Origin of the sequence: Gimesia fumaroli (genome assembly GCF_007754425.1) — a bacterium.
GTDB classification, from domain to species: domain Bacteria; phylum Planctomycetota; class Planctomycetia; order Planctomycetales; family Planctomycetaceae; genus Gimesia; species Gimesia fumaroli.
This window is the reverse complement of record NZ_CP037452.1, coordinates 4,805,406-4,827,311: the sequence shown is the minus strand read 5'-3', so window position 1 is coordinate 4,827,311 and position 21,906 is coordinate 4,805,406. Positions and strand designations below refer to the sequence as shown.

The 21,906-nt window shown below is 49.4% G+C and carries 18 protein-coding genes; 6 read left to right on the top strand and 12 right to left on the bottom strand.

Annotated features, from left to right (window positions below):
- Positions 1–167: 167 nt before the first annotated feature.
- The 3 genes from Enr17x_RS18185 to Enr17x_RS18175 all read right to left on the bottom strand — a co-directional run bounded on the left by Enr17x_RS18185 (position 168) and on the right by Enr17x_RS18175 (position 2,442).
- On the bottom strand, positions 168–485 hold the full coding sequence (locus Enr17x_RS18185; RefSeq protein ID WP_145311146.1) for a hypothetical protein: 318 nt from the start codon (positions 483–485) through the stop codon (positions 168–170).
- A gap of 106 nt (positions 486–591) precedes the next feature.
- Complete coding sequence (locus Enr17x_RS18180) at positions 592–1,005, bottom strand: hypothetical protein (protein ID WP_145311145.1); 414 nt, start codon at positions 1,003–1,005, stop codon at positions 592–594.
- A gap of 291 nt (positions 1,006–1,296) precedes the next feature.
- Positions 1,297–2,442 carry a serine hydrolase domain-containing protein gene (locus tag Enr17x_RS18175; RefSeq protein ID WP_198000655.1) on the bottom strand — a complete coding sequence of 382 codons (1,146 nt, stop codon included), beginning with the start codon at positions 2,440–2,442 and terminating at the stop codon, positions 1,297–1,299.
- Positions 2,443–2,742: 300 nt separating this feature from the next.
- Here Enr17x_RS18175 and Enr17x_RS18170 point away from each other — a divergent pair, with 300 nt between their 5' ends.
- A complete protein-coding gene (locus Enr17x_RS18170) occupies positions 2,743–3,657 on the top strand; it encodes a peptidyl-alpha-hydroxyglycine alpha-amidating lyase family protein (protein ID WP_145311143.1) in 915 nt (304 codons plus the stop codon).
- A 25-nt stretch (positions 3,658–3,682) separates the two neighbouring features.
- Here Enr17x_RS18170 and Enr17x_RS18165 read toward each other — a convergent pair whose 3' ends face one another.
- The 3 genes from Enr17x_RS18165 to Enr17x_RS18155 form a co-directional block, all read right to left on the bottom strand.
- The gene (locus Enr17x_RS18165) at positions 3,683–6,295 is read right to left on the bottom strand and encodes a PVC-type heme-binding CxxCH protein (RefSeq protein ID WP_145311142.1); all 2,613 of its coding nucleotides are present in this window, start codon (positions 6,293–6,295) and stop codon (positions 3,683–3,685) included.
- 178 nt (positions 6,296–6,473) lie between these two features.
- Complete coding sequence (locus tag Enr17x_RS18160) at positions 6,474–7,928, bottom strand: DUF1501 domain-containing protein (protein ID WP_145311141.1); 1,455 nt, start codon at positions 7,926–7,928, stop codon at positions 6,474–6,476.
- A 153-nt stretch (positions 7,929–8,081) separates the two neighbouring features.
- Complete coding sequence (locus tag Enr17x_RS18155; protein ID WP_145311140.1) at positions 8,082–8,945, bottom strand: alpha/beta fold hydrolase; 864 nt, start codon at positions 8,943–8,945, stop codon at positions 8,082–8,084.
- 671 nt (positions 8,946–9,616) lie between these two features.
- Between Enr17x_RS18155 and Enr17x_RS18150 the strand changes: the two genes are divergently transcribed.
- Positions 9,617–10,609: a DUF1559 domain-containing protein gene (locus Enr17x_RS18150; RefSeq protein WP_145311139.1), complete on the top strand. Its 993-nt coding sequence runs from the start codon at positions 9,617–9,619 to the stop codon at positions 10,607–10,609.
- Positions 10,610–10,772: 163 nt separating this feature from the next.
- On the top strand, positions 10,773–11,537 hold the full coding sequence (locus tag Enr17x_RS18145) for a hypothetical protein (protein WP_145311138.1): 765 nt from the start codon (positions 10,773–10,775) through the stop codon (positions 11,535–11,537).
- A 71-nt stretch (positions 11,538–11,608) separates the two neighbouring features.
- Here the strand turns inward: Enr17x_RS18145 and Enr17x_RS18140 are convergent, their stop codons facing one another.
- Both Enr17x_RS18140 and Enr17x_RS18135 read right to left on the bottom strand, forming a co-directional pair.
- On the bottom strand, positions 11,609–13,921 hold the full coding sequence (locus tag Enr17x_RS18140; RefSeq protein ID WP_198000654.1) for a bifunctional serine/threonine-protein kinase/formylglycine-generating enzyme family protein: 2,313 nt from the start codon (positions 13,919–13,921) through the stop codon (positions 11,609–11,611).
- Positions 13,921–14,523, bottom strand: a complete 603-nt coding sequence (locus Enr17x_RS18135) for an ECF-type sigma factor (RefSeq protein WP_145311136.1) — start codon at positions 14,521–14,523, stop codon at positions 13,921–13,923. The genes Enr17x_RS18140 and Enr17x_RS18135 overlap by 1 nt, the downstream gene beginning before the upstream one ends.
- Before the next feature lie 210 nt (positions 14,524–14,733).
- Between Enr17x_RS18135 and Enr17x_RS18130 the strand changes: the two genes are divergently transcribed.
- The gene (locus tag Enr17x_RS18130; RefSeq protein WP_145311135.1) at positions 14,734–15,225 is read left to right on the top strand and encodes an NUDIX hydrolase; all 492 of its coding nucleotides are present in this window, start codon (positions 14,734–14,736) and stop codon (positions 15,223–15,225) included.
- Between the two features lie 66 nt (positions 15,226–15,291).
- Here Enr17x_RS18130 and Enr17x_RS18125 read toward each other — a convergent pair whose 3' ends face one another.
- Complete coding sequence (locus Enr17x_RS18125) at positions 15,292–17,673, bottom strand: M56 family metallopeptidase (RefSeq protein ID WP_145311134.1); 2,382 nt, start codon at positions 17,671–17,673, stop codon at positions 15,292–15,294.
- Positions 17,670–18,059 (bottom strand): BlaI/MecI/CopY family transcriptional regulator, encoded by a 390-nt coding sequence (locus Enr17x_RS18120; protein WP_145311133.1) that lies wholly within the window; start codon positions 18,057–18,059, stop codon positions 17,670–17,672. Before Enr17x_RS18120 ends, Enr17x_RS18125 begins: the two co-directional genes overlap by 4 nt.
- A gap of 472 nt (positions 18,060–18,531) precedes the next feature.
- On the opposite strand from Enr17x_RS18120, the gene Enr17x_RS18115 reads away from it, so the two are divergent.
- Together Enr17x_RS18115 and Enr17x_RS18110 are read left to right on the top strand one after the other, a co-directional pair.
- Positions 18,532–19,455, top strand: coding sequence for a DUF1559 domain-containing protein (locus tag Enr17x_RS18115; RefSeq protein ID WP_145311131.1), 924 nt, complete (start codon positions 18,532–18,534; stop codon positions 19,453–19,455).
- A gap of 82 nt (positions 19,456–19,537) precedes the next feature.
- Positions 19,538–20,044, top strand: coding sequence for a transthyretin-like family protein (locus Enr17x_RS18110; RefSeq protein ID WP_145311129.1), 507 nt, complete (start codon positions 19,538–19,540; stop codon positions 20,042–20,044).
- 34 nt (positions 20,045–20,078) lie between these two features.
- On the opposite strand, the gene Enr17x_RS18105 is transcribed toward Enr17x_RS18110, so the two are convergent.
- Together Enr17x_RS18105 and Enr17x_RS18100 are read right to left on the bottom strand one after the other, a co-directional pair.
- The gene (locus tag Enr17x_RS18105; RefSeq protein ID WP_145311128.1) at positions 20,079–20,546 is read right to left on the bottom strand and encodes a hypothetical protein; all 468 of its coding nucleotides are present in this window, start codon (positions 20,544–20,546) and stop codon (positions 20,079–20,081) included.
- Positions 20,547–20,644: 98 nt separating this feature from the next.
- Positions 20,645–21,664, bottom strand: a complete 1,020-nt coding sequence (locus Enr17x_RS18100) for a DUF1559 domain-containing protein (RefSeq protein ID WP_145314062.1) — start codon at positions 21,662–21,664, stop codon at positions 20,645–20,647.
- Positions 21,665–21,906 lie beyond the last annotated feature (242 nt).

The following is a 21,906-nucleotide window of genomic DNA, read 5'->3' as shown; positions in this document are numbered from 1 at the left end:
GTCCGATGAGCAGATGCCCGAGTCAAGAGTGTCTTGGTTAACAATGAATCCGCGAATACCTGTCGCTTTCACGCTCACATACCGAGTTCGCCAATCGGAGCGTATTCAGTTTGATATCGGATGAGCTATTTTACCTTACGAGTTCAACATATTGTTATGTTGACATTTTACGGTTCATATTTGATTTGACAATGTGTGTATGGGAGTGATTGACGCAGTTCTTTAATCCCCGCGGGAGTCACTTTGGTTCCAGTTAAGTCGATTTCGCTCAATGGAAGTCCGTCATCTGTAACTTCCGTATTTCTCAAAGAAACACCGATGCGAGGCCAAAGATATCGAACATATTTCAGGTCGGTGTCTGTTGCATCCGTATCGTCAAGATAAACCCATTCGCAGACGGTCGCCCCCCATCCAGTATCGTATCTTACGCTTCCGCCGAGATTTTCAATGCGTGATATTGAATGAGTTGTTTGAAAATCAATCACACCGAACGTGCCAAGAATTACACTAATACATGTGAAGGAAATGATTGCGATTGCGTTTGTTCTTGGTGAGATTCTTTCGACATCGCTGCCCGGCTGCATTGTGTTGTTACCCGCTGTTTGGAGGTTGCAGTTCGGTTTCGCGGTCCAGCGCTTCGCCCCAGATATTGATTTCGCTCTCGAATCGTTTTGGGTCTGATGCTTCGATCTTAATTGCCATCGGTATAAAGCTGCGCCCTCGATATTCAGGCGCGGCTGAATAGTTTTGAATGTCGCCGGATTCCACCATTGGAGCAATAATATTGAGGTCGATGCCGCGTTTGATGTCCGCGATTCCTATTGGAACGTAAACGATGTTTATGGGGTCTTCAGGGCCACCGAATTCAGGCGGCATCAAGTACAGCGCTTCGAGTTGCCCTTCTTCGACCAGCGAGAGAGTCTTTTCTCGCATATCAATGTTGGAGAAATCGGGGCCGTGTGCCGGTGGTCCGGGTTCTTTCGGTTTACGTTTCCAAAATGGCATCGGCTCCTTCGCTCCGTAGTTGTGAAGTCGAATTCATTGGCGCAGAACAATTGATAAACAGAATATGATTCTCTCTCAATCTATCAGGAGTTCTGCCTATGATCAATTGAGATAATGTGAGCCGGTGTTTACGTCTAAGGTTATTCAGGGAAGGTCGACTTAACAGCGGATGTTGATCTATAAGTAAGCTTCTCACAAACATACGTTTTCTTGAACGGCGACAGAATGACTCGACACTTGTGCTGAGGCACACATCATGTTTCCACGGACGCTTCGTGCAGAAGCGCCAACTCACTTTTCTGGCGTGAGGATCGTGGTCACCTGTTTGAAGAGTGGGGATACCGGGTTGTTGTCTGATTTGAATTCGAGCGATTTCGTGCACCAGATGGTGACGGTGAGGTCTTTCACAGGGTGGTAGCCGGCGGCGCCATACAGGCCGGCGAAGCTGGGGGCCTGGGTGAGCCAACCTTGATTCACGACGATGCCTTGCGCGTAGTAGCGGTCTTTGGTCCAGATCTTCATACCGGCTGTGTGGGGTGCCAGCATGGCTTGGAATGAGTCTGGTTTAAGGCGTTGTCCCTGGCCGATGGCGCGGAAGCCGGCGAGGGTGTCGCGGATTGTCGTATACTGGACGGCACCACGGGCCAGCGTCCAAGAGGGATTCCAGTAGGTGGCGTCTTCGTACTGTCCCCGCTCATCAGTAAAGGAATGCAGGACGGGGGCAGCGATCAGAGGTGTGCCCGGGGCGGCAGTCTGCTGCATGCCGAACGGGGTAAGGACACGTTCCTGCATCAGTTCGCCGAACGGTTTTCCTGCGGCGCGTTCCAGGGCGAGACCCAGAATTACAAAGTTCGTATGCGCGTAATTCCAGTCGCTGCCCGGTTTGAATTGCGGCTTCTCCGTGAAAGCGATCTTGATCAATTCATCCGGTGTCCATTGATAGAACGGGTTGGCGTAGAATCGTTTTTGAAACGTTTCCATCGGCATAAAGTCCGGGTAGCCGGCTGTGCCGTTAATGAGCATATTGAGCGTGACGGCTTGGGCTGCAGGCAGTTCCGGTAACCACTTGCCGACCGGATCGTCGGCCCGCACGATGCCGGCATCGATGAGCTGGTAGAACAGGTTTCCCATATAAGCCACCGCAATGTTACCGTTGCGAAAGTGCATGTCGGCGGTCGCGGGCACGCCGGTCATGGATTCTCCTTCCGCCAGAATTAACAGTTCCTTGCCTTCGACTGTGATGCCCAGGAGAACGGCCTGTAGTTTTTCATGGGCCATCGTATCCTTCACGAGTTTACGAATCTCTGGGAGTTTTGCCTGGTAGTCTGTCGATTCGGCTGAGACCATTCCCGGGATTGCAAAAAACAGAACCAGATTCAAGAGAAGAATCCCGTAAAGTGAAGCAGCAGCACGTGGGGAATTCACTAAAATCGTCATTGTGTTTTCCTTATCGGGTAGGGCGTGAAGTTCTTTCATGATCAAATGAAACGTAATACATCAATCAATAGATATGATCGAGAAGCCAGCTTTCAGACCGTGGGGTGTGAAACGCCTGGTCGAATTATCCGAACAAACTGATTTTACAGAATATTCAATGTTGCAATAAATCAACATCCTTCTCATTGCCCACGGTCTCGACAGTCCGATTCTCGCTGAGTAAACTGAATGAATTGAAACAGGCATGCATTATTGCCCGGTACTTTATGGTCGATGTCCAGGCGAACAGGAGAGACCCGTATGAATCTGCCTCGCACCTCTAATGTATTCGTTTTCATGATCGCAGCGATGATAATTGCCGCAGAGAGCGCTTTTGCGGGTGAGACAGTCGACTTTCAACCGGTTGCCAGTGCGATCCAGCTGCCGGAAGGTCTCACGCTGGGGCCCTGTTCGGCCGTGGATTTTGACAGCCGGGGTCGGATGTATCTCTTTCATCGGGGGAAGCAGCCGATTCTCTGCTTTGATCGTAATGGCAAGTTCATTCGTTCGTGGGGCGATAATTTAATCGGTCAGGCACACGGTCTCCGCGTTGACAAGCATGACACGATCTGGGTCACCGATATCGGGCACCATATGGTGTTCCAGTTCGACCCGCAGGGAAAGCTGCTGCTGGCGCTGGGAAAATCAGGCAAACCGGGAAATACGATTGACCAGTTCAACAAGCCGACCGATGTCGCGTTTGGACCCAAAGGCGAGATTTACGTTTCGGACGGGTACGGCAACAGCCGTGTGATGAAGTTTGCTGCGAACGGAAAGTATCTCGGTCAGTGGGGAGAGCCTGGCAAGGGACCGGGGCAGTTCAATCTGCCGCATTCGATTATTATCGATGGCAAAGGCCGCGTGCTGGTTGGCGACCGAGAGAATGACCGTGTGCAGATATTTGACACCGAAGGCAAACTGCTGGAAGTCTGGTCTGGCTTTGCACCCTATGGCATGGAATATGATTCGAATGGAAATCTGTTTGTAGCCGACGGTCGAGCAAACAAGGTTTTGCAGGTGAACCCAGCTGGCAAAGTTGTCCATTCGTGGGGCAAGAAAGGCGATGGCCTGGGGGAATATAACCTGCCCCACATGCTGGCCTTCGATGCGGACGGAAATCTCTACATTGCTGAAATTGGCGGTCGTCGGCTGCAAACGTTGCAGCGGAAAAAATGATGCTCGCCGCCGGTCAGCAACCGCATCATTTCTGATGCGATTTGCTTTCCAGGAAGGCGATCAAATCTTTTAGCTCACGGTCCGTTAATGTATGGACCAAGCCGTTGGGCATGAAGGAAACCGGCGACTCGATCATCTCTTCCACGTCACTGCGATCAAATGTGCGGTTTTGCCCGTTGGCATCCCGGATGGTTTCTTTGACGTAGGATCGCAGCCGAATTCCGGTAAAGGTGCGACCATCATTGAGAATGATCGTACGCGGCTGATATTCCGGAGCCATCTCTCGACTTGGTTCGAGAATGGACTTCAAGAGCCAGGTGCGGTCCTGTTTATTGCCCAGGCTGCTTAAGTCGGGGCCGACGACATTGCCGCGACCGCCGTGCCGATGGCAGTGAGAACAGTTCGCCAGTCGGCTATGATGAAAGATCCGGCGACCACTTTCCGGGTCTGCTGGAACCGGTACCGCTTCCAGTGCCTGTAACCAGGCTTGGGTATCGAACAGAGCAGGGCGACCGACGCTGAGCCTTTTCGGATTGATAGCAGCTGCAAACAGATCATTTGATTCGGGGTACTGACGGGCCAGGCTTTTCAGAGTTTGTAGCTGCTGAAGCGTGTGTTGAATGGGGCGAAGGCAACGTAAGGCTTCTTCGCGTATGGCGCGTTCTTTGTCGCCCGCCAACTGGTATAAGAGGTCGGTATTTTGTTCGGCTAATGTCGCCAGTCCCGCGACTGCTTCAGCACGCAGATTCGCACTTTGTTTGGGATCGGCGGCGATCCCCTTCAGGATCTTTTGAGAAACGGTGGGATTGCCAGATAGCGTGCGGACGACTTCCAGTGACAGGGTTTCATCATTGACTGCCAGAAGCTGTTTGAGCATTTCCAGCGTGAGCCCTTTGGGAAAGTTTTTGACAGGCTGCGCTCCCGCTTTGGGAGCAGAACGGGATTGTGTAGGCAGCAGTCGGAGTGCATACGCCCGGATGCGGGGGGCACTCTGCGCATCCTGAACTTTGGCTAACAGCATTTCCGGGTTGCGAATGCCTGCTTCGGGTTTTCCCTGCAGCGTATTCAAGGTGGCGATAGCAGCTTCGAACCGCCGATAGTCGAGATCACTTTGCGCTAATTTCGCTTCCACTTCCGGAAGAAATGCTTTCAAACCATCGTCGGAGATCCAGCGGAGTGTCTCGAACTGCACGTCCGGGTTTTGGTCTGACAGAAACTGGGGGACCCATTTTTCTGGGTCCACCTTCGCAAGTTTCAGCGCCATCACGGCCTGAATCCGATTCGCTGTCGACCAGCTGGCGACTTCTTGTGGAGTCCAGTTTGATGCTTCGCGTGCCAGTGCCTGCAAGGCAGACTGCGCGAGGAATGGGTCTTCATCCTGAGTGAACTCGAATAACTCCTGAAGCGGATATTTGGTATCGCCGCTACGCAGGTGGGCCGCCAGTTGCGCTTGTTTTGTGGGTGGTTTCAGATCCAGCTTGCCGACCCAATCTGCTTTTTTCAGGTCGATTTCCAGCTTCCACACGCGTCCATAGCCGTGTGCCTGATATCGACCATCGACCCAGTCGCAGAGATAATAGGTTCGTTTTTGTTTTTCGGTGGTCGGATCTTCGGCAATACAACTGGGGCGGAAGTAGCGTCCCCCTTTGACCAACGTAATGGGTTTGGATGTAAAGCTGGCTCCCTTGGGAGTGAGCGGGAAAAAGTCAATGCGATGATCGCTCCACGAAGGGACGAGCAATCCGCGTCCCAGCGGCAGGATTCCACAAGGGGCTTCTCCGGACGGATGAATCATGGGGAGGGTGCCGCGTAATTCCCCATTCCAGGCGACGAAGGGATGATGTGCCTCCGAACCATAGCTGCGCTCATAACCGTAGTCACCACCCTCCACGATATGCAGGACTCGACAGGGGGGACGTTCGCCGGGATCGTTCTCTGCAGCAAAGATCTCACCATCTGCACGAACACAAATGCCGAACGGGTTCCAGAAGCCTTCGGCAATCCGTTTCAGTTTTTTGCCATCGGCGGTGCAACGGAAGATACCCCCTTCACCCGCTCCCTTGACGGTCACACCATCGGTGCCCGTCAGAGTCCAGGGTTTCGCAAAGTTCTCGCCGAGTGCAAAGACCAGGTCCCCCTTCGTGTCCCAGGCCAGACCTTCCAGACCGTTATGCGGGTAATCGGCCTCACTCTGCAGCACGGCGATATTTTCTTCGACATCGGCTTTGCCGTCACCATTGGTATCTTTAATGCGCAAAATGCGGTCTCGTTCGGCCAGATAGACCCAGCCATCCGGCCCCAGTTCCAGGTCCATCGTGGCGTCGGTGGCATTATAAAAGACCTGTCGTTTTTGAGCGCGCCCCTCTTTGTTCAGATTGGAAAAGATCAGGATTTCATCGTGCTCCGGGCCGACATAATCGTCGGGGCGAAAATGTGTGTGCGTGGCGATGGCCCAGATGCGGCCTTGTTCGTCTACGTCGATCCCCGTCGGAGTTGCCAGCTCGGGATGTTCGGCGACGAGTGTCAGTTTCACCCCGGGTTGCAATGCTTTGACCTGCGGTTCCCGTTCTGCTGCGGGGAGCGAACTGATGGCGAAAATCCAGCCGAGGGCCAGAGAGCAGATGGTAAAATGATTCATAGGTGTTTCTCTTATTTGTTCGTCTGATCTGAGAGCAGTGTTAAATATTTGTGATTGCTGTCTTGGACTCTGATTCGATCATACCGCGTGGTTGAGGGAGGGGAAAGTCGAGGTAGGGGGATCATCTATGATTTTCAGGTCTGTAATTTCTTTGATTCAGTTTCAAAATAGTGACCCATCAAAATACTTCGGCAATGGGGTGACCGCCGTCGGTGAATTCGATGGGCAGGCCGTCCGGTCTGCGGATGCGTGCGGCCGTATCGATGCCGAGCTTGCGATAGATTGTTTCTGCGTAATCATAGGGCGTGTAAAGCCGATCGGTCACATCGCCGCCCTCTTTATTGGTTGCGCCGATCAGTTGACCGCCCGGTACGCCGGCACCCGCCAGGGCGACGGACATCGCGCGTCCCCAGTGATCACGGCCGCCCCATTTATTGACGCGCGGCGTGCGCCCCATTTCGGTGATGAAGCAGACGAGTGTGTCTTCGAGTAACCCGCGGGCATGCATGTCTTCAATCAACGCGCTGAAGGAGCGGTCGAGGCTGGGCATCATCACCGGATGCGGCAAGCCGAAGCGTTCCTGGTTGCTATTCCCTTGCGGGCCGCCACAGGGGCCGTTCTGATAGATGCCTTCGTGGTGATCCCAATTCAGGAACACACCCTTAGGTTGACCGTAGCCAGGCCGGTTGACGTGCTCCGGTGGTTGAACGACGGTCACACTCACAAACCGCACGCCCGCTTCAATCAGCTTGCGTCCTAAGAGATAACAACAGCCTCGATGGTCGCGTCCATAACGGTCTCGTGTTTTGTCGCTTTCAGTAGAGAGATTGAGCGAAGCCTGTATGCGGGGGCTGGTTAACAGATCAACGGCGTTCTCATAGTAGGCTTGCAGCGTCTCGGCAGATTCCGTCTTCGCGACGGCGGACCGATCCAGTTGTGAGAGCAGTTCACGCCGTTGGTTGAACCGCTGCGTGCTCAATTTCGGGTTTAACTGTAATGATTTCACTTTCCAGGTCGGATCGGCCAGATTTTCTCCCAGGTTCTTGGTTCCCAGTTTCCACGGTGCCCGGCTGGCAGGCAGGAAACCGGTACTGGTCACGTGATTGGGCATGTTGATGCCCGGACAGAAAATGTAACCCGGCAGTTGCCGGCAGTCTGTTCCCATTTGATCGGTGACGACCGAGCCGATATCGGGAAAGTCAAACGAGGAATCAAAACGGTAGCCTTTGAAAAACTCCTGACAACCTTCTTTGTGACCGGCTACACGGGCTGAGGTCATCGAGCGGATCACGGATAACTTATCGGCCTGTTGCGCGGTCATTGGCATCAGCGACGAAAAATTGATGCCGGGTACGTTCGTGGCGATTGACTTAAACGGCGTACGATGATCATAGGGGGCCTCTGGTTTGGGGTCCCAGGTATCCATCTGGCTGATCCCGCCTTCTTCGTAGACGACCAGTACCCGTTTCGCCTGTCCTGGTGTCATGGATTCGCTCTTGGCGACCGCTTCCAGAGACAGCATCTCTGCCAGACCGACGCCCATCATGCCTGCCGAAACGGACTGCAGCAGTCGGCGGCGGAGGGGGTCTGTCTTCCTGTGGTTTCTCGCGTGCGAAAGATGGCATTTCTTCAACAAATCAGCCCCTCACAATCTGCGTTCGGCAAGAATACTGTCTCAACGAGACGGAAACTGGCCCAGACCTGCTAATTACTTAAGATTATTTATAGCACAGATAGGTAAAAGATCAATATATAAGTGGCTGTTAATGTGTTGAGGGGGGATTTTCTATGAATTGCAGTAGGTCAGAAAACCCCGGACAGCGGTGAGATAGGCTTCCGGTTCATCGTCGGCAATGGAGAGGGAACTGTTGGCGAAGATCTTCAAGTGGGCGCGGGGGATTTTCTCTGCTATCAGTTTGGAATGCTGCAGGGGACAGATCCAGTCGTGAGCGCCTCCCAGCACCAGGGTCGGGCAGGTGATGGTAGGGAGCTGATCGATGAAGTCAAACGTGCGTAGAAAATTGCTGAATCCGAGATTAAGCTGCTCGAAGTTGCGAATGCCGCGCGGCCAGCTCTTTTCCAGCTTCTCCAGGTCGAATCTGGTGGAGTACATCGGCCCCATTGCTTTGTAATATTCATAAACCTGCTGTTGCGACTCAAAAGTCCCGTTCCAAAGCCACTGACAGACACGTCGTTGTTCGGGAGTGCCACGTTCTTTGACGATCTGCTTTGCGTCTTCCAGAAAACGGTAGCTGGGTGTCGTTGCAACGAGAATCAGGTTCGCGATGCGCTCGGGATAACGAATGGCATAACCCTGGGCCACCATGCCGCCATAGGACGAACCGAGGACTGAAATGCGTTCCAACCCGAGGTGCTCGCGTAACGCGTCAACATCGTCAATGTTCTGGTCGAGCGTGTAGGTCTCTGGATCAGCGGGGCCACTGCGACCCGATCCGCGGTGATCCACATAAACCAGTTGCGCGGTATCGCGGAGCGGCGCGGAATTCGATTTGAAGCTGGAGTGATCGCTCCCCGGCCCGCCGTGCAACAGAAACAAAACGGGCCGTTCAACCATTTGGTCCACTTCGGGAACCAGACCCATGCCATCGACATCGAAATAGATTTTGGCTCCGTTTATTTTGGCCCGCATTCGGTTTCTCCCTGTGCTTTCTAGACGCAATGTGGATCTAACTGAATTCGTTTCGTAGTTTTTAGCAATTTTTCTGATCGGAATACAGTCCCGAATTCTGTGGGAACGGATCAAGGATCAGGTTGTATGTTAGAAATAATGATGGTCTCGATTTGGGAAAAGCACCATAGTGAGTCACTCTTTGCAAGAGTTTCATTTTTCATATCCAGTGAAAATTCACAGTAAGAGGCGGGAATGAGTATTTCTGGGCAAAGTATGAAAGTGAAAATAATTTAATACCGGAAGCCACTTTTCATGAGTTCAGAAAGAATCGAGAACTGTTCGCAGGGAGCAGCTTTTCTATTCTGCTTTGGAAATAGTTTTGGTTCAAATGCCTGGAATGGGACAGCAAAATCAATGGGTTCCGATACAAGAGTCCATTTCGGAAATTAAATCTCTACAAGAATTTTGACCCTCAGTGAGCATAAATGAATTTCAATCGCGGTTTGTTTATAGACACAAAGATTTACCTCCCACGTTTGAAACAAAGGTACATTTAGTGTTAAATATCCAGATGTATGTCACATTTGTGATTATCTTATTGATTACGGAAGAAATCTTTCTAGTGTAAATAGAGCAGTAGTGATCAATACGAAATAACACAACCTGATTTTCAACCAAGGGCCCATGAAATGTTGAATGATCACAGAACCCCTCGCGCATTCACACTGATTGAATTACTCGTATCAATTTCGATTATTGCCTTGCTGATTGCTCTCCTTTTACCAGCCATCATGCAGGCACGCGAAGCGGCCCGACGGACTCAATGTCGTAATAATCTTAAGCAGATTGGTCTTGCGCTTCACAACTATCATGACGCCCATGTGTCGTTTCCGATCGGCGCGCGATCACAAAATGGATTCGGACTTTCATTCTGGCCCGGCTTGTTACCTGCCCTTGATCAAGGGAATCTTTATCAGCAATTTGATCAAAATTCTCCACATAACGGATTCCCAATATTTCCCGGCGCGATAAACGGTCCATTACTGGATGGGATAATCATTCAGGCAATGCGTTGCCCGTCGAGTCCACTTAATGAAACTCACCCGATGGGGTTCAACATGCATATGCAGCCGTCGTATGTGGGGATCTCCGGTGCTTCCAATGAGGATGGATTCCCAGCCAAACGAGTCTCTTTTTGCTGTGCACCCATCAGCCCTCCTGACGGGATTCTTTCAGCAGATGGAATTCTGGTCTCTAATTCGAACGTAAGAGAACGTGATATTAGCGATGGAACTTCCAATACGATTGTAGTAGGAGAAGCGTCCAACTTTGTACTCGACGATAATGGAAATAAACAAAATGTTGGAGGCGCATTTCCCTATAGCTGGATTACGGGCACTCCTGCAGAGGGAACTCCTCCCAATTATGAGCCGAATAATCTAAGTTATCCAGCAGCTTCTTATAATATAACTACAATTCGTTATTCACCTAACTCAAGCTATGATCAACCAGGCGTTCACAATAATCACGGCCCGAATAATCCCCTTGCGTCTACTCATGAAGGGGGAGTCATGGTTCTGTTGGCAGATGGTTCTGTTCGTTTCGTCAGTGAAAATATCAATCTGACGACATTGAAGCAACTCGCTGTCCGCGACGATGGCCAACCCATCGGAGAGTTTTAAAACCGCGCAGACTCTCTGCATCTCAACTTCCTAAGTGCTCATTTTCAGAGTCAATAAAAACAAAACAGCTCAACACAGCGGAGCGCGGCTCCCTATCTTTTCGGGACGGTCTACGTAAACAGTTCGTCTCTTTTTCTCTCAGTCGTTTCTAAAGGAGTAAGTTATGAAACGCTTTTTTTGTCTCAGTTTGTGTGCTTTGATGCTTTTAAGTTCGACAGCAGACGCGAAGAAGAAATACTGGAAGCGTGCGAGACATTGTGCGCCACCGTGTGTTACATATGCGCCAGCTCCCTGTGCCCCCAAAGGGACTCCTTGTTCTTGTGCGTTACATGATTTTGGAACATTTTGGATTGGTGAAAAACATCTGAGCAGTGATTGTACGGAACCGGAACCAATTCTTTTAACGGGTTCAGGATATTCTTACGGAATCTGCCAGAATGGAACCTGTACCGGGGGAAATTGTATTGATACCTCCAGACCTAAATTGAAAAACGAAGATCCGAAGCCCATCATTAACGAGCCAATTCACTATAAGTGTACCCCGATATTTGATTCAAGATATTCAAAATGTAAAAAGTATGACCCAAGATTTATTAAGATAATGGTCAAGAAAGGGGAAGAAGAACAAAAGGAGATCATCGTCAAGTTGTTTGCCATTGAAATTGACTTCAATAAAATATTCGTAGACTACAATAGTGGAGCTCTTCCACATGGGGATGTTGATCAGTTAGTCTGGAATTACAAACTGGAAGATCCACGAATTATTTTTGTGGGTTTTGAAGCAACAGAAGTTCCACCCGACCAGGTAGAACCAGATCCTTTTGAACTGAAATTCCCAAATAATAAACGAGAGGCAATTGTGCAGGGGTTAATCGATCCCAAAGATCCGACGAAAGTAAAATCTGGAATTATTTTACTTGCACCTTGAGTGATTCCATTGATGTTTCGTCAGATCTTAATAGTGAACGAGCCTCAGTTTTTGTCATACTGAGGCTCGTTTTATTTCTGGGAAAGACTTGAAGCAAAATCCTCTCGCTTCAGCCGAGGATAGGCACTTTTCACACACCGCATTCCCAGTCCCGGGTGAGTATCACCACGATGCACAAAGCACCTGACTCGTGGGTCGCGACTGCTGCTATCGACGACGGGATTTCCATCAAATATAACCGACTCATTGCCTCCTCGTATAACCCGATAGTTTTTAAGCGAAGTCGGAGTTTCATTTGAGAAATTTAATTGCTCCTCAGGATGAATGTAGACTTGGGTACAAGTCCATTCTGCCACATTAGAACAGAGGCCAAAAATCGGGGGCGTTGTTGGGAATTGATCAAATAAGGGGTACCCTACTGGTAAGAACTTGTTCTGTTTCGCAAATTCTTCCACCGCTAGTTGATTTCCCCACGAAAAACGTGTCGTTCCCAACTGCGTTGCCGCATATGCCCATTCAAACTCTGTAGGGAGACGCTTCCCTTGTTTTTCGGCTAAGCTAACAGCCATGTCATACTGAAGCACCACCGCATAATCAGGACCTTCTCTACCAGTAGGTTGTAGGTTTGGTTTCATATCAAATAATCTTGTGAAGATTTCTACTGAAAGCTCTCTTGTGTCCATCCAGAAACCTGGGATGCTACGGTCATGATGCGGCAGAAAGTATTTTCCATCTCCTCCAAATAGTACTCGATTTGCTCCCTCAAGGTATGCCATACCCTTTGTGACCCCTTGTGTTTTCCGAATTCGAATTGAGGGAAGCGTGATCTGGTTGGGATTGTTTTTTTCTCTGCGAAATTCCCGATGAGCAAATACCTCCGGTATCCCTTCATGCTTCTCCGGCACATGCCGGTAGACTTCGTGAAACCGTTCGTCATCAAAATATGCGACGACCAAATAATCTCCCGGTTCCAGTGGAAGCGTAACAGGCGAAGTTGTTTCAGCATGAATGATCTGTTCGGGCATCGGTTCGCCGTTTTTTTTACTGAGGGGGATAAACGCGACCTGAGCGCCTTCCGGTTTTGTGTTTAAGGTTACGATTGGATCGTCACTGGGAGGAGGTGCCGGAAAAAGGACTTGAGAGCCTAGGAAGATTAAAAGGCAGGAAACACTTGCTAAAAGACTATAGGCTAAAGGTCGCTGTTTGATTTTCCTCCAGAGTTGTCCTAACTTAGAAACACGCCGGGACTGAATCGGTTTTTTGTCGAGGAACCGTTTTAAGTCTGCGGCCATTTCGCCTGCAGTTTGATAGCGATCTCGTTTTTGCTTGGAGCTGGCTTTGAGGCAGATGGTTTCCAGGTCACGGGGAATTGATGGTTCAATCTTACGGGGCGCAACCGGTTCCTGATTGATAATTCGCTGCAGGACTTCATGTGGCTCTCCCTCGAAGGGAATCTGATTTGTCAACATCCGATAGAGAATCGCGCCCAGCGAGTAGATATCAGAATGCGCTTCGATTTCGGATGAACGCCCCTTTGCCTGTTCGGGACTCATGTAGGCTATTGTGCCAAGAACGGTTCCCGAATGTGCCAGACTGGCCGTCACGTCAATGCGCTTTGCTAATCCAAAATCAGTAATATGTGGTTGGCCCGTTTCGTCGATTAGTATATTGCTCGGCTTAAGATCGCGGTGAATGACTCCCTGCTGATGGGCATGATCCAATCCTGCGGCCAATGCCAGACAAATTTGAGCTGCCTGCTCGTGTGCGAGAGCCTGTTTATTTAAGAGTGCGCGAAGCGTTTCTCCTTGGATATATTTGAAGACAATATAACCACGGCCATCAATTTGGCCAGAACTATAGACGGGGACAATGTTGGGATGATGCAGTTTTGCTGCCGCTTGCGCTTCATGGAGAAACAGATCGACCTGCTGTTTCCCATCCAGTTTGTTGGAAGGAAGTTTGACGGCGACCTGGCGTTTTAATTCCAGGTCCCAGGCTTTCCAGACCGTACCGAACGCACCGAAGCCTGCTATTTCGAGTAATTCAATATCGCCAATTTTCGAAGGTGCTTCGGAAACCTCTTTTCCGATAGATGAAAACTCATTGACGCGTGTTAATAACACATCAGAGTAATCAGGAAATAAAGACACGTATTCTTCCGAAGAGGGGGTTTCTCCCTTCTCCAGGCGATACGCATAATCCAACCGGACCAGTTCAACCAGAAGTGCCGATCGGGACGGTTCTTCCACACGATATAAATAATCAGAGATTTGAGGACGATCTTCCGATTTCCAGATAGACTCAAACTCGTCGCAAATCAGATCAATCTGATTTGCCGTAAAGGAATCCTCATCTGGTACCCAATCTAAATCGGGAGAATTCATTAGGCCAACTCTTTCGACCATGCGGCACGTATCAGCCGCAATTTCCGCGTGACAGTCGGAATGGAAATCTCCAACTGTTTGCTTATTTCCTGGCTTGTGTATCCTTCTAATCTAAGAACCGCAATTTCGCGAAGTCGATCATCACGTAAATTTGATAATAAGTTTTCGTATTCTTCCTGAAGCATGGCCAGGTACTCGGGAGTCGGCTCATCGGAAACGAGTTCCTGAAAAGTGTAACCAGAGTTTTCGTCATTGTTTAATGATTTTTGTGTTTTGTTCCCACCCCGCTTGAGGGCGGTTTCTTTGCGGATATGACTGGCAGCTTTGCGTTTGGTAAGGGCTAACAAAAGCCACCACAGTTCGTCTCGATTATTGAGATTTTGAAATCGACCTTCATTGGCACCACGCCAGAGACTTTCAAAGACAGAAACCGCGATATCTTCCGCTTCAATTGTGCCTTGGGGACAATTTCGAATGCGCGCCTCAGCTTGAGTGACCAGTTTTTCAAAATACCGCTTCCAGAGATTCTGAGCAGCATCTGCCTCCCCCTCCTGTAACGCTTTTACCCAGGCGGTTACAGAATAGGATTCCTGTTCTTCCATTATGATGGCCCATCTGATCTCAAATGTCGTTAACTCATCGAATAGACATAAGCTTGAATATGATCTATCGTACCCAAGGGACTTGGTTAATATCCAGCTTTAAAGTGAACTGATTCAAAGTTTTCTAAGAGCTTATAATGCCACTAGTTAGACTGGAAATCAGGGTCTCGTTTTTTCAGGTTTGTCTATTGTCAGATAGTGAAATATCCCATGCAGCAACGTGAATCAGCGCGGGCGATTCTTCTGAACAATCAAGATCAGGTGCTTTTGATCCAGCATCAAGATACGACGCCAGTCAATCCCGTGCGGCCTGATGTGCTCCGATACTGGGCGACGCCTGGCGGGGGGATTGAAGTGGGGGAGCAAACAGTGGATGCGCTCCGGCGTGAGTTGCGGGAAGAACTTGGTCTGACAGATATCGCAATCGGCAGGCAGGTTGGCCTGAGGAAAGTTCCATTGAATCTGCCGGAAGCAGGCTTGGTGCTCAGCCACGAAACCTACTTTGTGTGCCGCGCCTCTGATGATCCCCAAATCAATTCGGTAGGGATGTCGGACAGTGAACGCCGGATTTTCAAAATGATCCGATGGTGGTCGCTTGAAGAGATACACAACACGTCTGAAATTCTACGTCCCGGTGCGCTGCCGAAATTAGTTGAGCATGCATATATCGATGCTTCCGAGCCGGTTTTCTTACAGGACTGACTGCACGGGATGGGTAGGGGAAGCTTACCCGTTTCTGACTCTCTGGTCCTGTCAACAATTCTGTTGTTACGGACGCGGGCGACAATTGAGATAAATACGGTCCTTGAAGGAGTCCTTTTTGACGTGAACGACTGACAGGTGGCCTTCCAGGTTCAGTACCCCGATGTAAGGGCCAATGTATTCAATGTAACGGTATCCAGTGATATGGCGCGCTAGAAACTGATCCTGATGGGTTTGAATATAGGTTTTGACATTGATGGCACGTTTGTCCTGCTGATTTATTTCAGCAAGCAAGTCACCGTTGCTGATTGCATCGGCTTCGAGCCAGTTTTTTACATTCAGCAATGCCAGCTTTGTTCCACGTACTGCAAACAGTTCGCCATCTTTATAACCGAAATCGCCTTTGCCCGTTTGATTGAGCCAGTGAGAGATTTTGTCCGGTTCGCGGGCGTCTGCTGGCACAGTGATGAGTGGATATGCATTTGCTTGAATGTCAGAGTCCGTATCAAAAACGGTGTATGAATTATTGAAATCTTCTAACTCTTGTTTCCTACCGCAGAATTTATTGTTTGATGTGAACCTCAAAGTCACATATCCATTACTGGTATGGGCACTTTTGACTTCATCGTCAAAAGGCAGAGTGCGAGTGATGCCTCTGGTATAAGGACGATATGCCTGCTGAGCTGCCCCAGACAGATGAGCAACCACAAGCATTATTTCATGCTTACTGTTATAAGAGCTTCGCTGCAGTATGCCTTTGAACTTATTGAATTGCTCATCGGTCAGAGGACGGTCGAATTGGGTACACAGAGGATCCGTAAAACGAGTCTTAAGATCCTGGAGTGCTGACTTATGAGTAAATTGACGAAACTCGGGTAAACTCATAATATGATTTGACATGAACGTCCACAGTTCTTCCCGACGTTGCGCCTGTTCTTTGTTCAAGGGACCGCGCTGCAACGCCTGACTAAGTTTCCATTGGAGTGTTTTGAGTCGGTCAGGCATATTCAGATAGTTTTTATTCAGCGATTCCATGCTATTCGCGTCAAAGCTGGGTAGAAACAGATACTGACTACTGTGTTCTTCAATCGCCGTGAGAATGGAACGTTTACGCTCATCGCTCATATTTTTCGGAGCATACTTTTCGACGATCAGACGAAAATCTTTGCGAATTTGATCCAGATTCGTTTCAGTAAAAAACGGCAGATCGTATGCCTTAATCACTTTGATGAGGCGATTCGGAATTTCGACACTCAATTCACCCTCAGGCAACTCGCTGTTCTGCTCACTGGTAAAAAGAACAATCGATTTTTTCTGAGGGATGTTATTCATCATGAACGCAGTCGCAACCAGACCAATCAAGACCAGTCCGGTAAGACAGGCTGTGATGTTGACATAGCCTACCTCGTTTTTCGATTGCTCCAGTATTCGGCGAACGCGGGAGATGAGCAATCCGCCTGTTGCGGTCAGTACGATGGCTGGAGTCTCATGACGCTGCTGTTCAAGCCGCGCAAGCGCCTGAACGTATACGGCACAGTTTTTACCCAGAGCAACAGCGATATCATCACAGCAATGCTCGCGTTCCTGGCGGATCTGATTCGAGATCCACCACATGCCGGGATGGTAAAAGAGCAGAGATTCAATCACCGTTTGCGCGAGGTTGATCAAATAGTCATGCCTGCGGATGTGGGCCAGTTCATGCGCTAAGATCATCTCAAGTTCTTGAACTGTGAGGCCTGTGATAGCTGAGGCTGGTAATAAAATGATGGGAGAGAAACAGCCAACGATCGTCGGCACTTCTACCAGGGATGACTGCAGAAATTGTACGCCTTGCTTGATGCCAAGCCGGACAGCCAGGCTGGCTCCCAGGTCTCGTAACTGGGGCGAGAGTGGAGATAATCCGTGGCGTTTTAACCGGCGTACGTGGAGCCACCCCCAGAGTGGCCTTAGTGCAAAGAGGAGAGTCCCGATTAACCAGACAGTGGTTGCCAGCGGCAGCCAGGGACGCAATAGAGAGAACAGTTTATCTGAGAAAGAATTTGCAGGAAGGTCTGCAGATGAAACAGTCTTTGTGTCGCTGTCTGTCGAAGAGGATTGTGTCACCGAAGATTGGGGATCGATAATCAGCTTCTCAGATTCTGTTATGACTTTCGAGGACGCTGGTAAATCGTCTGATACACTAACTATTGTGGGTGTGTTGTTAATGTCTGTCGAAACCCGCATGGCATTTTGTGAAAGCAGATAAAACGTGCTCAGCGGAAAACCGAGCATAGAGAACAGCGTCACACAACTGATCAAATATCGAACGGTTGCGGGACGATTTCTGAGCAAGATCGACACGAGACGATACGCAATTGCGAGTAGTGCGATCTGCCATAAGGAATGCAGCAATGTCCAACCCACGCGCTCAGCCCAAGCCGAATGGAATATCGTTGCTAACGCGTTCATTTCTCACTCTCTTCCAACTCATCCAGTAATTGACGAATTTCGGACAGTTCTTGCGGAGAAGCTTTTTGTGAGGAAAGTGCTTGTAAAACAAGGCTTCCTGTGGAACCATTGTAAACTTTACTGATCAGATCCTTAAGCATTTTCTGCTGCGTACGTTGTTGTGTGGCGGCAGGACGGTATATCTGCGGGTGAACCGTTTCGTCACGTTTGACAAGTTTCTTGCCGAGCATGACCGACAGCATCTTGACTGTCGTGGAATAGTTTGTGTTGCGATACTCAGAGAGAGAGTTATGAATCTGACGCGCTGTCGCAGCCTGCTTCTCCCAAAGAATGCGAAGGATTTGTAGCTCGACTTCCGTCAGTTGTGAAGACGGGGGACGCGGCATAACAGGGCTCCAGTGAAAGGAAATACAAGTAGCGAATAATTTCGCTAATTAAGTCGATGTTAGCGAATAGTTTCGCCATTGCAAGCCCTAAGCGAAAATATTCGCCACAATGGCTGTATTGGGTTTAATCTATAAGCCTAAGAACGCATATTTTGCCGCTTCCGAATTGGTTTTCTTACAGGACTGACAGTAGAAAATCTGAGATGAGGTGAATTCCTTTTTGGTTCTCTCTTCGTGCATTGCTATTGCTCAAACAAGTCGAAACAGTCTTGTACATGGAATTAATCCGAATAAAAAAATGACACTCGTTTTTATTAATAAAACTAAAATTAATCCTGCTGGAAACGCAAAATCTTCGTGTGTGAAAATTATGTATACTTTTGATTAAAAATAGGTATAGTGAAAAATGCGTGTGCTTTGAGACGCGATCACTTCATTCATATCCATTTCTTAATTCATAAGGGGCTCGATTATGAATACACACAAACGCGGATTTACACTGATTGAATTGTTAGTCGTGATCGCGATCATCGCGATTTTGATTTCATTGCTTTTACCCGCTGTCCAGCAGGCCCGCGAAGCAGCGCGACGGAGTTCCTGCAAGAACAACCTCAAACAGATTGGGTTAGCGTTGCACAATTATCATGAGGCTTACAATTCGTTTCCTCCGGGCGGGGTTACACTGGGAACCTGTTGTGCAACCAAAAGCGGTATCAACTGGGCCATCTCAATTCTACCATACCTCGATCAGGCACCCTTGTTTCAAAAGTATGATTCCAACGCATTCAATGAAGACCCGCCCAATGCGACTGTCCGGGAACAAAACATGGTTGTCTATAACTGCCCTTCGGATACCAACGCCGGTAAATTGATGCAACCCGAGAGTGGGCCGGGGAGCGGTTTGCAATATCGAATGAGTTCCTATCGCGCCGTTTCTGGTAAAACTGATACGAGTGGCTGGATGGACAATGCGGAAGGGGCCTCTCTTCCAAGTAGCTGGCGAGGCGTATTGCATAGTATCGGGACCAGTGGTTACACAGTGGAGAAATTCAATTCAATTTCTGATGGAACTTCAAATACGATCGTGGTGGCAGAGTATCATACGCGAACACGTCCTCGTCGCGGGACGTTCTGGGCTTACACTTATACTTCTTACAGTCAGTCTTCCTTCACGGCCCAACGTCGCACTCTGATTCCCGATTATGATCGCTGTGTGGCAATTGGAGGCACGGGAGGCAGTAATGCCTGTAAGCGAGGCTGGGGCAGCATGCATGTCGGTGGAATGCAGGTGCTGTTGGCCGATGGCTCAAGTCGCTTTTTAAGTGAAAACATCGATTTAGGAATATTTCAAAGTCTGGGAACTCCTGAAGGGGGAGAAATCGTCGGGGAGTGGTGATCATCCCGTTTCTGGTGAGAGAATCAGAGAGCTGAGTGAAATTCTTATGAATTAAGTTCCGTTTGCAGGAGTGTTTTCACAGATGAGCGACTTTTCGATTTCGCGATGGTTTCCGCTGATGATTATTTTAGTGGGATTCACAGGATGCGGTTCTGATAATGTGAAGCTGGCGTCGGTATCGGGAACGGTGACGATGAACGGTGAACCGCTGCCAGGCGCCACGGTACTGTTTCGTCCTCGAACGACTGACGATGACAGTGAGGCCAAAGGAGCGGCTGAGTCGTACGGCAAAACGGATGAAGCAGGTCATTATGAACTTGCCGTTGTCATGACCGGCAACAGAGGAGCAGTTGTCGGGCCGAATGATGTGATGATTTCACTCGATGCGTTCGAGGAAATTCTGCCGACCTATGATTCATCGGGAAAGGATCGCCGCGGCCCTAACCCGATTCCGGAGAACTACAATTCGAAAACGACTCTGGAATTCGATGTCCCATCAGGAGGAGCCGAGAACGCCGACTTTAAACTTGTGAATCCCGATTTCAAAGTACCCGATCAGAAAGCCCATTCGAAACACGATGTGTCATAACGCAAACCATGCGATCGTGAATTGAGAATCGAATTTACTTCGACTTCAAATCAATGTTAATTTTGTTTTCGCCCTCTTTGACCGTAAATTCCAGGCCGCTGGTGGCGTGTTGTTGATACTTCGCAGGGAATTTCGGTTTGGCAGGGGCCACGTCCCCGCCTTCGAGCATCTCTTCTGCGGACATCTCTTCCGTATCTTTGCCAACTCGGGGTGGTTGAATCAGGACTTTATAACTGCCCAACGGGACTTCGGATTTACGTTCCCCATCGCGGGCCCAGGTAATCGAGTAATTTCCTTCTGCATCCGTTTCACCAAAGGCAGCATAGCCGGCATCCATCTTCATGAAGAGTAACTGCGTTCCCTGGTCAATCGCTTTTCCATCGATCGTCAGCTTACCGGTGACACTCCCCATCGGGCCGTAGTCTGTTGTTTTTGAGCATGCTGTCGTGCTCAGCCCCAATAGAACAATGAGCAGTGAAGTAACAATACGTGGCGCGCGCATGGGAAACTTCCTTTGTAACAGGGATTCAGATTCAAATTATGATCGAGACAAAATTCAACCATGTTGCTAGACACGGGACTCAAAGGAACAGGTCAGTCTTAATACTCTCCTACTGGCTGACCATCATCGCGAGTTGCCAATTGCTTCAGGGTCTCAAGATGAACGTTTTCGCTCAGAAAGCGAACAGATCCGTCTCCTTTCAAAATCTGGACACCTCCCACATGGAATGACATCAGTGGATTATTGGCACCGACATTACTGCCCATTCCGGGGAAGAGTTGATTGGCAAAGGGCTCCTGGTTGGGGCTGTATCTGACGGTTGTCAGGTTAAAGCAACGTTGATCTGAATTCGCGGAGACGGGCTGAAGATTGGGCGGGGTACCTGTCACGCGAAGTCCCATCAGCCAGCCATGCGTTGTTCCCGTGGCCGCCAGCTTGGAATAGGTTCCGGCAGTCAGTCGTTCCAGTTTTCCATTAGCCTCACCAATCATGATCGTATTGCTGGACCCATCGGTACAGTCGCGCAGACGGACGCCTTTATTGGGGACCAGCATCCCCCCACCTGAAATCAGCCCCAGGCTGCCATCGTCGAAGATGCGGTTTTCTGTGAATGAGGTCGGGTCAGCGGCTCCCGTGATACCGGCATAATGCGCGAAGGGAGCGAATGATCCATTTCGAACGTCAAGCGTTGATGAAGGGCAGGTGAATGCCGGAATTTGACCTGCTTCATTGACAATTACGCGGTTCGCATCACCCGCGCTCCCAGCGCCTTCATTGACATATCCGGGTGACTCCCCTTCCCATACCATTGCGTTATACATCGTCGCAAGATCCATGTATGGTAAAAGCAAGCCATAAAAACTGGGGCCAAAACTATGACCACTTCCACCGTTACGAGGCACACTGGAGTGAACGCCTCCCGGCGGAAATTGGGAAAACGTTTCATAGTAGTTGTGCAAACCGAGACCAAGTTGTTTCAGGTTGTTCTTACACTGAGATCTGCGAGCCGCTTCCCGTGCCTGCTGGACGGCAGGTAACAGCAGGGCAATCAAAATGGCGATGATGGCAATGACGACCAGCAATTCAATGAGTGTAAAACCTTGCGAACGTTTTCTCATAATTATATATCCCAGCCCAAAGATAAGAATCCACCCCAGAGAAATGTAATTTAGAAATCCCGTTGTTTAAGGAAAGGATAAATGGAAGGAAGCCCAAACGGGGAGTATGAATGGATCTTCCTCACTGCTGTAATTCTCCGTTGCAGCGATGAATTCCCCTTGTTTTTTATGAAAATAGGATCAAATTGTTAAAATTAGTCAGTAAATTTTTTAATACACGAAAAAGAAAGAGATTGCGGGGG

Excerpts from the sequence above, each read along its gene's own strand:
- Enr17x_RS18130 (WP_145311135.1), top strand. The coding sequence starts at position 14,734 with ATGCAGCAACGTGAATCAGCGCGGGCGATTCTTCTGAACAATCAAGAT.
- Enr17x_RS18140 (WP_198000654.1), bottom strand. The coding sequence starts at position 13,921 with ATGAATTCTCCCGATTTAGATTGGGTACCAGATGAGGATTCCTTTACG.
- Enr17x_RS18155 (WP_145311140.1), bottom strand. The coding sequence starts at position 8,945 with ATGCGGGCCAAAATAAACGGAGCCAAAATCTATTTCGATGTCGATGGC.
- Enr17x_RS18170 (WP_145311143.1), top strand. The coding sequence starts at position 2,743 with ATGAATCTGCCTCGCACCTCTAATGTATTCGTTTTCATGATCGCAGCG.
- Enr17x_RS18135 (WP_145311136.1), bottom strand. The coding sequence starts at position 14,523 with ATGGAAGAACAGGAATCCTATTCTGTAACCGCCTGGGTAAAAGCGTTA.
- Enr17x_RS18125 (WP_145311134.1), bottom strand. The coding sequence starts at position 17,673 with ATGAACGCGTTAGCAACGATATTCCATTCGGCTTGGGCTGAGCGCGTG.
- Enr17x_RS18120 (WP_145311133.1), bottom strand. The coding sequence starts at position 18,059 with ATGCCGCGTCCCCCGTCTTCACAACTGACGGAAGTCGAGCTACAAATC.
- Enr17x_RS18105 (WP_145311128.1), bottom strand. The coding sequence starts at position 20,546 with ATGCGCGCGCCACGTATTGTTACTTCACTGCTCATTGTTCTATTGGGG.
- Enr17x_RS18110 (WP_145311129.1), top strand. The coding sequence starts at position 19,538 with ATGAGCGACTTTTCGATTTCGCGATGGTTTCCGCTGATGATTATTTTA.
- Enr17x_RS18165 (WP_145311142.1), bottom strand. The coding sequence starts at position 6,295 with ATGAATCATTTTACCATCTGCTCTCTGGCCCTCGGCTGGATTTTCGCC.
- Enr17x_RS18145 (WP_145311138.1), top strand. The coding sequence starts at position 10,773 with ATGAAACGCTTTTTTTGTCTCAGTTTGTGTGCTTTGATGCTTTTAAGT.
- Enr17x_RS18180 (WP_145311145.1), bottom strand. The coding sequence starts at position 1,005 with ATGCCATTTTGGAAACGTAAACCGAAAGAACCCGGACCACCGGCACAC.
- Enr17x_RS18175 (WP_198000655.1), bottom strand. The coding sequence starts at position 2,442 with ATGACGATTTTAGTGAATTCCCCACGTGCTGCTGCTTCACTTTACGGG.
- Enr17x_RS18150 (WP_145311139.1), top strand. The coding sequence starts at position 9,617 with ATGTTGAATGATCACAGAACCCCTCGCGCATTCACACTGATTGAATTA.
- Enr17x_RS18100 (WP_145314062.1), bottom strand. The coding sequence starts at position 21,664 with ATGAGAAAACGTTCGCAAGGTTTTACACTCATTGAATTGCTGGTCGTC.
- Enr17x_RS18115 (WP_145311131.1), top strand. The coding sequence starts at position 18,532 with ATGAATACACACAAACGCGGATTTACACTGATTGAATTGTTAGTCGTG.